We start from the raw sequence: 9,291 nt of genomic DNA, 5'->3' as shown, positions 1-9,291 counted from the left end.
CACTTGCTCGAGGGCTTGGCAAAGAAGGCGCAGATTACTCATCGCCTCGGGCGTGGGGGTGTTGTCCAGCCCCCCTCTTGCGGCAGTTTGCGAAACGGTCATTTCCCTGAGTGTGAAGTGCGGTGTGATGAACATGGCGAGCCTCTTTTGACAATGCACCGAACCGATACGCGTCATCGGTTGGTCATCATTGCCTGCACCCCCACCCCCCTCCAGCCGGTGAGGTTTCCCTCGGCTGTTATGAGGTCAGAAACGCTACCACCTGCTCAGCATCGAAAGGCCAATGCAGCTCGGCAGCAGTATCAGCGCGGCGCAGCACTGGAATGATCAGCCCATACCGCTCGAACAGCGCTTGGTCATCGGCGATGTCAACCAGTTCGATAAGCAGGCCGTGGTCGACGAATGGCATGAGCACGGCTTCGGCCACTTCACACAAGTGGCACCCAACGGTGCCGAAGAGTTGGCATTCAGGCAGCATGGGGCAAGGCTCGATTCAGCAATTGGACAACCCTATTTTAGGTCTCTCTTGCCCACGGCGCACCTGAACCTGTTCAATCCTGGCTGGTGGCGCCTATCCGGTGCAGTGACAGGTCAGCACCCTGAAATTCCTGCTCATGGCTTAAACGCAGGCCATGCAGTCGCCGTATCACCCCATACACGGCAAAACCACCGACCACTGCCACCCCTACCCCCGCCAGGCTACCCAGCAACTGGCTGATCAAGCTGACCCCGCCCATGCCGCCCAGCGCCTCCTGCCCGAACACGCCACAGGCGATGCCACCCCATAGGCCACACAAGCCATGCAGCGGCCAGACACCGAGGACATCATCGATCTTCCAGCGGTTCTGCGCAGCGGTAAAACTCCATACGAACAGCACACCCGCGACCAGGCCGGTGGCCAGCGCACCAATAGGGTGCATCAGATCAGAACCGGCACAGACCGCCACCAGGCCCGCCAGTGGGCCGTTGTGCAGAAAACCTGGGTCGTTACGCCCAGCCAGCAAGGCCGCAAGAGTGCCGCCCACCATGGCCATCAGCGAATTGATTGCCACCAGGCCGCTGACCCCTTGCAGGGTCTGAGCGCTCATCACGTTAAAGCCAAACCAGCCAATGATCAGGATCCACGACCCCAGCGCCAGAAATGGGATGCTCGAGGGTGCGAAGGCCACCAGCCGGCCATCGCGATAACGTCCACGCCGCGCGCCCAACAGCAGCACCGCTGCCAGCGCCAGCCAGCCACCCATGGCATGCACCACTACAGAGCCTGCAAAGTCATGGAACGGCGCCCCAAAGCGCGCCTGCAACCACGCCTGCACACCAAGATTGCCATTCCACACCACTCCTTCGAAGAAGGGATAGATGAACGCTACGATCAGCGCAGTGGCGCACAACTGGGGCGCAAACCGTGCACGTTCGGCGATGCCACCGGAAATGATCGCAGGAATCGCCGCAGCGAAGGTCAGCAGAAAGAAGCATTTAACCAATGCGTAGCCATGGTCCACAGCGAGTTCAGAAGCAGGCTGCAAGAAACTCACGCCATAAGCGACCCAGTAACCGATGAAAAAGTACACCAATGCAGAAACGGCAAAATCGCTGAGGATCTTGGACAGTGCATTGACTTGGTTCTTGTGCCGCACCGTGCCGACTTCCAGGAATGCGAAGCCGGCATGCATGGCGAGCACCAGGATGGCGCCCATGAGGATGAACAAGGTATTCGAGCTATGGACCAGGGAGCCCATTGCGCTGTGCATGTTTTCCATGAAAAGGCAGACCTGCTGAAATTGAGCACCAGGACAGTTCAAGACCTTGCATCCCTGCACCGAATCGGTGCCAGCTTTCGCCCGGTTGTGGCGATACGAGCGCAGCCTGCGTGGTTTTTTCTTGGGTTTGTCGTGGATTGGGTTAAGGTTTATCGGTGCCTGTCAGGGTCGACGCCCTGATTCGGCGCATCGATCCAGATGACGCCCTGCGTTGTGGCAATTTCCGTTAGCAAGTGCCATACCAGTACAGCGACTGAACCTTCCAAGCGCCGCGTCACTCGAACTAGCTACATACTTTCAATACCTACCAGGGAGAGCCCCATGGCCAGCAAATCGGCAAAGACTGCACAAGAGATATTGATGGCTGACTTCCAGACCTTGGTCCGTGACACGGAGAAACTGCTGGCAGACACCGCCAATCTGGCGGGCGATCAGGCTGAAGAGCTGCGCAGTCAGCTTCATGAGCGCCTTTCCCAGGCACGTGAAACCCTGCAACTGACGCAAGAAACGGTGCGTGAGCGCGGCCAGGAAGCCCTTGGTAGCGCCGAGCAGTACGTGCAGGAAAACCCATGGCAGGCCATCGGTATCGCTGCCGGGGTGGGATTGTTGATCGGCCTGCTCGCCAACCGGCGCTGAGGAGCTTCCATGGAGAACGACAGCATTGCCACCGGCGCCTCAGGCAAACGCCTGGGTGCTGCGGTACTGGGGCTTTTGCACAGCCACATCGAACTATTGGGAATCGAACTGCAGGAGCAAAAAGGCCGTACCCTGAGGCTGCTGTTGTTCGCGGGACTTGCGCTGGTCTTCGCCCTGCTGCTGCTCACGGCATTGTCTGGCCTGTTGCTGGTCCTTCTGTGGGACAGCTACCGCTTGGCGGGGATTATCGGTCTATGCGTTTTTTATGGCTTGGCAGCGGTGTTCTGTGGCCTGCGCCTCAAAGCCGCTGTGTTTGACGAGTCATCGCCCTTCAATGCCACCCTCGAAGAACTGGCCAAGGATAGGGAGCGTCTGTTGCCATGAGCCTGCCTGAACTTCCCCATACGCGTAACCCACGTGAACTGCGCAAAGCGCTTCTGCGCCTGCGCCTTGAAATGCATCGCCAGGAAATTCGCCAGGAGTCCGGCCAACTGCTGCAACCCTTGGTGCGCCTGCGCGGCATGGGCAGCTCGCTGCATGACGGTTTGGGCATCAAACATGCACCGCTTTGGGGAATAGGCGCAGTGGTCGCGCTAGGCTTTCTGACCGGCAAAGGCGTGCGCAGCGGCAACCTCAGCCGCCTGGTCCGCTTGGGTACAAGCCTGGTTCCTCTGGTGCGCCTGTTCCTGCAAGGCAATCGCCGCCACTGAGCATGGCCTGCGGCCCTAATCCCACAGGGGCGGTTTTAATCTGCCCCTTGCACCCCTGCCCGCCGCACCTGAAGCTATACCCTTCGATCGACAGGAGAGAGCGCCTTGGACTGGCACACCCTGCTCACCCGCGAACGGCTCGGCAAAGCGCTGTACAGCGCCGATGAGCTTGGCCGCAGCCCCTTTCACAAAGACCATGACCGGATCATCTTCTCGGGCGCCTTTCGCCGCCTGGGGCGCAAGACGCAAGTCCACCCGGTATCGAGCAATGATCATATCCACACACGCCTGACGCATTCCCTGGAGGTGAGCTGTGTGGGCCGTTCGCTTGGCATGCGCGTGGGCGAGACCCTGCGCTCAAGCCTGCCCGACTGGTGCGATCCGAGTGACCTGGGCATGATCGTACAGTCGGCTTGCCTGGCCCACGACATTGGCAACCCGCCGTTCGGCCACTCCGGTGAAGATGCCATTCGCCACTGGTTCCAACAGGCAGCAGGCAGGGGCTGGCTGGACGACATGAGCGATGATGAGCGCGCTGACTTTCTCAACTTCGAGGGTAACGCCCAGGGTTTTCGCGTACTGACTCAACTTGAGTACCACCAGTTCGACGGCGGCACGCGGCTTACCTACGCGACCCTGGGCACCTACCTGAAGTACCCGTGGACCGCTCGCCACGCAGATGCACTAGGCTATAAGAAACACAAATTCGGCTGCTACCAGAGCGAGCTGCCGCTGCTCGAACAGATCGCCCGCAAGCTTGGCCTGCCGTTGCTCGAGGACCAGCGTTGGGCCCGCCATCCGCTGGTCTACCTCATGGAAGCGGCTGATGACATCTGTTATGCGCTGATCGACCTGGAAGACGGCCTGGAGATGGAGCTGCTGCACTACGCCGAAGTTGAGGCGCTGTTGCTGGACCTTGTCGGCGACGACCTGCCGGAAACCTATCGCCAGCTTGGGCCTGCCGACTCACGTCGACGCAAGCTTGCGATTTTGCGGGGCAAGGCAATCGAACATCTCACCAATGCGGCCGCCGCGGCTTTCGTCGAGCAGCAGCAAACACTGCTGAGCGGGCGCCTGACTGGCGATCTGGTCGAGCACATGCACGGCCCAGCCAAGCGCTGCGTGCTGCAGGCAAAGGCCATGGCGCGAAACAAGATTTTCCAGGACAAGCGCAAGACGTTGCATGAGATTGGCGCCTATACCACCCTTGAAATACTCCTCAACACGTTCTGCGCTGCGGCCCTGGAGCAACACGGCGGGCGTACCCCCTCATTCAAGAGCCGCCGCGTGCTTGACCTAATCGGTAACAACGCCCCCAGCCCCCATGATTCGTTGCACAAGGCGTTCCTGCGCATGATCGACTTCATCGCCGGCATGACTGACAGTTATGCCAGCGAAATGGCGCGGGAAATGACCGGCCGTTCGAGCCCGACCTGAACAAGCCCCTGCGCCCGGTTGAATAGCCGGGCTAAGGCCTAACTATCAGAAACTTCCTGCACGCGGCATCCATTGCTAAACACATGCTACACGGGCTGCCGAAAAGTTACCGAATCATCCTTGATAGCGAAGTAATTCCTTACACTTCGTAGCTCAATGTGTACTTAGTTGTAAGCCATTTCCCATATCTAACGAATCTCTATACTGCACCCCCCTGCTGGCGTCCAACTGGGGTAAGGTGCCACCTGCCTCCGTCATACGCAGCAGGGAGTTTTGATATGAACACTGTATTCATTGTCGATGACCATCCCGTCATCCGTCTTGCAGTTCGCATGCTGTTGGAAAACCAGAATTACAAAGTCGTGGGCGAATCCGACAACGGTGTGGATGCCATGCAACTGATTCGCGAAACCCAGCCGGAGTTGGTGATCCTCGACATCAGTATCCCTAGGTTGGACGGCCTGGAGGTGCTTTCACGCTTTCAGGCGATGGCCATGCCTTTGAAGGTGCTGATACTTACCGCACAGGCCCCGGCACTGTTCGCCGTTCGTTGTATGCACTCTGGTGCAGCTGGTTATGTATGCAAACAAGAAGACCTCAGTGAGCTACTCAGCGCAATCAAGGCCGTCATTGCCGGATACAATTACTTTCCCAGTCAGGCCATTCATCACAGCCATGAAACAGCAGACTCAGACCTAAGACTTTTCCGACTCGTTAACGATCGAGAACTCATGGTGTTACAACTTTTTGCACAAGGTCGTAGCAATCAAGAGATTGCAAAAGGCATGTTTCTAAGCAACAAAACAGTCAGTACCTACAAAAAGCGCCTCATGCAGAAGCTGCAGGCCGATTCTTTGGTCGAGCTGATCGAAATGGCAAAACGCAACGCGCTGGTCTGAGGTCTTGATTGTGCGAATCATTACCTGCCTAGGTCTTTTCCTGGTGCTGGCCTGCAACCTGGCTCAGGCTTCAACCCCTGACGCCGAGCCCTATACACTGTTGGCGCGATCTTCGAGCAATCCAATCAGCCCGCGCCTGACCGAACAACAGCGGCAGTGGCTGGAGGGCCGATCCGTACTGGTTCTGGGCATATCGGCGCCTGACTATCCTCCTTTCGACATCACCGGGGGTGGGCAAGTCTATCAAGGTCTTACCGCCGAATACGCCAACCTGATCGGCAAAGCATTGAACTTGCCGGTCCAGGTCATGCGCTACGCAACCCGCAGCGCAGCAATCGAGGCGCTCAAGCAAGGCAAAATCGATTTACTGGCCAGTGCCAACGGCTATGAAGCGGCAATCGAGGGTCTGATCCTTTCCCATCCCTATGCAATCGACCAGCCGGTCTTGGTCACGCGGGAAGATGAAGGGCTTCCCCTGAACTCAGGCCTTGCCGGGTTGCGACTGGGCATGCTGTACCACTACTTGCCCAAGGACAGAGTCCGCGCTGAGTATGCCCAGGCCCAGGTGCTGGCATTCGACTCAACCACACAAGCCCTGAATGCCGTAGCGTTCGGCCAGGCGGACGTATTTATTGGCGATACCATCTCGACACATTACCAACTCAACCGCGGGCACTTGCCGCGTTTGCGCATGGCAAGTTTTGGCCAGCACGAAAGCATCGGTTTCAGTTTTGCCCTGCGCACGCAGGACGTTCAGCTCAAGGCACTGGTCAATGCAGCGCTCGACCGGCAGCCCAGCGCCGTACGCGCAAGCATCTTCAAACGATGGAGCGCAGGCGGTGACCTGCTGCTGAGTGACCGCAAGCTCCAGTTGACGCCTGAAGAAGAGCAATGGCTGGTGAGCCACCCGGTCATGCGGGTCGCCATCGACGAAACTGCAGCACCACTTTCCTACTTCGATGCCAATGGCCATTTTCGTGGAATCACCGCCGACCTGCTGGACTTGATTCGCCTGCGTACCGGCCTGCGCTTCGAGGTACAACGGGCCAATGGCATCGCCGACATGCTCGCGCGGCTGCGCGACGGGCGCGTGAACATGATCGCCGCGCTGGCCAACGATGGAAGCGCCGACAAACATCTGCACCTGAGCCGCGCCTACCTGGAAAGCCCCCATGTGCTGGTGACCCGCGCCCGTGACGAACAATACGCTTCACTGGAACAACTGAGCGGTCAACGCGTTGCGATGTCCCGCTACAGTAACCTGGACGATCTGCTGGCAAGCCGCTTCCCACAGATTGGCCGAATCGAAACGCAAAGCCCCTACTACTCCGTGGCCCTGCTCAACAGTGGCGCAGTCGATGCCATGATCACGCCGTTGATCAATGCCAACCATGCGTTGGCCGGCAACCCCAACCTGGTCATTCGCAACACGGTGGGCAACGAGCCGGCTGTCTTCGCCATGGCCACCCGCGAACATGACATGCCGCTTGCCAGCATCCTCGACAAAGCGCTGCTGAGTATTTCGCCGGAAGAATTGGGCGCCATCAACAATCGGTGGCGCGGCTATGATGTGCATGAAGATGCCCGTTGGCCTGCCTTGCGGCGTCAAATTCTTCAGGTGCTGCTGGGCACCGGTGTGCTGCTGTTGCTGGCACTGATCTGGAACGCGCGTCTGCGCGGGCAGATCAAACAACGCCAGCGCGCCGAACGGGCGCTGAGCGATCAACTGGAATTCATGGGCGCCTTGCTCAACGGAACCCCTCACCCGATGTACGTACGCGATCGCGAGGGCCGGTTGAAAAGCTGTAACGCCAGCTACCTGGAGGCCGTCCAGTCCCGTCAGCAAGACGTGATCGGCAAGCGCCTGGATGAGAGCCGGTTTACCGGTGCCGAGAACACTCGCCAGATCCAGGCTGACTACCAGCAGGTGATGGCCGCCGGTGTGCCGCTGATCATCGACCGGCCACTGCGCTTTCACGAGCGGGAGATGACGATCTATCACTGGATCCTGCCCTACCGCGACTCTTTGGGTGAAGTGCAGGGGATTATCGGCGGCTGGATCGATATCAGTGAGCGTCGCAAGCTGGTTCAGGAACTGCGCGACGCCAAACGCCTGGCCGACGATGCCAACCGCGCCAAAAGCACTTTCCTGGCCACCATCAGCCACGAGATACGTACTCCGATGAACGCGGTCATCGGTATGCTCGAACTGGCGCTCAGGCGAGCGCTGCAAGGGCAGGTCGACCCAGCCTCACTGGAGGTGGCGCACCACTCAGCCAGGGATCTGCTGGGCCTGATTGGCGATATCCTCGACATCGTGAGGATCGAATCCGGTCACTTGTCGCTCAGCCCGGAAGCAGTGGATCCCGCAGCGCTGGTGGAGTCGGTAGGCCGGGTGTTCGATGGCCAGGCCCGCCAGAAAGGCCTGGCACTCCAGGTATGGATCAACCCCAACGCCCGCTGCCATGCTTTGCTCGACCCGCTGCGGTTCAAGCAGATACTTTCCAACCTGGTCAGCAATGCCATCAAGTTCACCGAGCAAGGGCAGATCCACGTCACGCTCAGTTTGCGCGACGAAGGCCCTGACGCGCCGCCGACCCTGGAGCTCGAAGTGCGTGACAGCGGCATCGGCATTGAGGAAGGTGATTTGCAGCACTTGTTCAACCCATTCGTGCAAGCCAACCCACACAGCCAGGGCGCCCGTGCAGGCACTGGGCTAGGTTTGGCGATCTGCCGTAGCCTATGCGAGATGATGGGTGGCAATTTAAGTATCAACAGCACTCCCGGGACAGGTACTCAGGTGCGCCTGATGATGCCCTTGGAGCCTGTCGAAGCGCCGGTGCCTGTGGTGTCCGAGGTGGAAGAGGTCGAGGTGCCCGCTGCCGACCTGAAGGTCTTGGTCATCGATGACCACCCAGCCAACCTGATGCTGATGGCGCAACAACTGAGCTACTTGGGGCTTAGCCATACCAGTGCAAGCGATGGCCGCCAAGGCCTGCAGAAATGGCGCACGATGCCGTTCGACGTGCTGGTACTAGACTGCAACATGCCTCACATGAATGGTTACCAAGTGGCTACCGCGGTTCGCTGCGAAGAGCGCAAGCTAGGTCGCCCGCGCTGCATCATTCTGGGTTACACCGCCAACGCTCAGCCGGAAGTCCGACAGAAATGCCTGAGTGCAGGCATGGACGACTGCCTGCTCAAGCCTATCAGCCTGCGTACCCTGAGCCAGTGCCTGGCTAAAATCACGCCCCGTCCAAGCCCGGCAGTAGCACCACCTTTCAACCTCGCAGGCCTGACTGGCATCGTAGGCGACAGTGCCCAAAGCCGCAGCCTGTTTCTCACCGCCGTGCATAAAAGCCTGAAAGACGATCTGAAATTGCTCATGGCCCTGGACCCTGTCGAACAGGCAGACGGTATCCGCGAGCAGGCGCACAAGATCCTGAGCGCGGCGCGGCTTTTGGAAGCAAAGGCAATGATGGAGGCCTGCGCGGCCCTTGAAAGTAAAGATAGCCCTGCGCCATGCATCAAATTACAACGGCAGGTACTGGCACGGCATATGCGCCGAGTAGAGAAAGCGCTGGCCAGAGAACTGGCCAGCGCTTTATCGAACGAACCCCCGGGCGGGGCCGCTCAAGCAGGCATCAGGAAGCCGGGTTGATCGGCTTTTCTGGATACCAGGCATCCAGCAGCGGGCTGACTTCAATATTGGTCAGCTCGCTGCGGCCTTTGAGCCAGGCTTCTACGGCAGCACGCTGCTCTTCGCTGACCGAGCCGCGCTTGGCCGAGCAAACCAGGCCAAAATCATCGCCACCGACATAGTCCAGGCCGTTGGCATCCATGGCTTCA

At 59.1% G+C, this 9,291-nt stretch carries 9 protein-coding genes and 1 pseudogene; 6 read left to right on the top strand and 4 right to left on the bottom strand.

What is annotated here, in order from left to right:
• The 3 genes and pseudogenes from ACK59H_RS22285 to ACK59H_RS22275 all read right to left on the bottom strand — a co-directional run.
• Positions 1–135 (bottom strand): annotated as a pseudogene (locus ACK59H_RS22285) (peptidase M15); the annotation flags it as partial.
• Between the two features lie 103 nt (positions 136–238).
• The gene (locus ACK59H_RS22280; protein ID WP_060477668.1) at positions 239–478 is read right to left on the bottom strand and encodes a glutaredoxin family protein; all 240 of its coding nucleotides are present in this window, start codon (positions 476–478) and stop codon (positions 239–241) included.
• Between the two features lie 73 nt (positions 479–551).
• Positions 552–1,760, bottom strand: coding sequence for an ammonium transporter (locus ACK59H_RS22275; protein ID WP_060477669.1), 1,209 nt, complete (start codon positions 1,758–1,760; stop codon positions 552–554).
• 321 nt (positions 1,761–2,081) lie between these two features.
• On the opposite strand from ACK59H_RS22275, the gene ACK59H_RS22270 reads away from it, so the two are divergent.
• The 6 genes from ACK59H_RS22270 to ACK59H_RS22245 all read left to right on the top strand — a co-directional run bounded on the left by ACK59H_RS22270 (position 2,082) and on the right by ACK59H_RS22245 (position 9,103).
• Positions 2,082–2,396 (top strand): YqjD family protein, encoded by a 315-nt coding sequence (locus ACK59H_RS22270; RefSeq protein WP_060477670.1) that lies wholly within the window; start codon positions 2,082–2,084, stop codon positions 2,394–2,396.
• A 9-nt stretch (positions 2,397–2,405) separates the two neighbouring features.
• Positions 2,406–2,780, top strand: a complete 375-nt coding sequence (locus ACK59H_RS22265; RefSeq protein ID WP_060477671.1) for a phage holin family protein — start codon at positions 2,406–2,408, stop codon at positions 2,778–2,780.
• Entirely contained in the window at positions 2,777–3,106 is a 330-nt protein-coding gene (locus ACK59H_RS22260) for a hypothetical protein (protein WP_060477672.1), read from the top strand. Before ACK59H_RS22265 ends, ACK59H_RS22260 begins: the two co-directional genes overlap by 4 nt.
• A gap of 105 nt (positions 3,107–3,211) precedes the next feature.
• Positions 3,212–4,543 carry a deoxyguanosinetriphosphate triphosphohydrolase gene (locus tag ACK59H_RS22255; RefSeq protein WP_060477673.1) on the top strand — a complete coding sequence of 444 codons (1,332 nt, stop codon included), beginning with the start codon at positions 3,212–3,214 and terminating at the stop codon, positions 4,541–4,543.
• A gap of 278 nt (positions 4,544–4,821) precedes the next feature.
• Positions 4,822–5,442 carry a response regulator transcription factor gene (locus ACK59H_RS22250; protein ID WP_060477674.1) on the top strand — a complete coding sequence of 207 codons (621 nt, stop codon included), beginning with the start codon at positions 4,822–4,824 and terminating at the stop codon, positions 5,440–5,442.
• 7 nt (positions 5,443–5,449) lie between these two features.
• Positions 5,450–9,103: a transporter substrate-binding domain-containing protein gene (locus ACK59H_RS22245; RefSeq protein ID WP_409264929.1), complete on the top strand. Its 3,654-nt coding sequence runs from the start codon at positions 5,450–5,452 to the stop codon at positions 9,101–9,103.
• Here the strand turns inward: ACK59H_RS22245 and ACK59H_RS22240 are convergent.
• A partial coding sequence (locus ACK59H_RS22240) for a 50S ribosome-binding protein YggL (RefSeq protein WP_409264928.1) occupies positions 9,087–9,291 on the bottom strand: 205 nt, incomplete at its 5' end. The two genes, ACK59H_RS22245 and ACK59H_RS22240, sit on opposite strands and share 17 nt — an antisense overlap.

This window comes from Pseudomonas sp. KCJK9000 (assembly GCF_046230725.1).
GTDB classification, from domain to species: Bacteria; Pseudomonadota; Gammaproteobacteria; order Pseudomonadales; family Pseudomonadaceae; genus Aquipseudomonas; species Aquipseudomonas promysalinigenes.
The sequence above is the reverse complement of the archived record's forward strand: the minus strand, read 5'-3'. Positions and strand labels throughout refer to the sequence as shown.

Coding starts and splice junctions, on each gene's coding strand:
- ACK59H_RS22280 (WP_060477668.1), bottom strand. CDS start 478: ATGCTGCCTGAATGCCAACTCTTCGGCACCGTTGGGTGCCACTTGTGT.
- ACK59H_RS22275 (WP_060477669.1), bottom strand. CDS start 1,760: ATGGAAAACATGCACAGCGCAATGGGCTCCCTGGTCCATAGCTCGAAT.
- ACK59H_RS22270 (WP_060477670.1), top strand. CDS start 2,082: ATGGCCAGCAAATCGGCAAAGACTGCACAAGAGATATTGATGGCTGAC.
- ACK59H_RS22265 (WP_060477671.1), top strand. CDS start 2,406: ATGGAGAACGACAGCATTGCCACCGGCGCCTCAGGCAAACGCCTGGGT.
- ACK59H_RS22260 (WP_060477672.1), top strand. CDS start 2,777: ATGAGCCTGCCTGAACTTCCCCATACGCGTAACCCACGTGAACTGCGC.
- ACK59H_RS22250 (WP_060477674.1), top strand. CDS start 4,822: ATGAACACTGTATTCATTGTCGATGACCATCCCGTCATCCGTCTTGCA.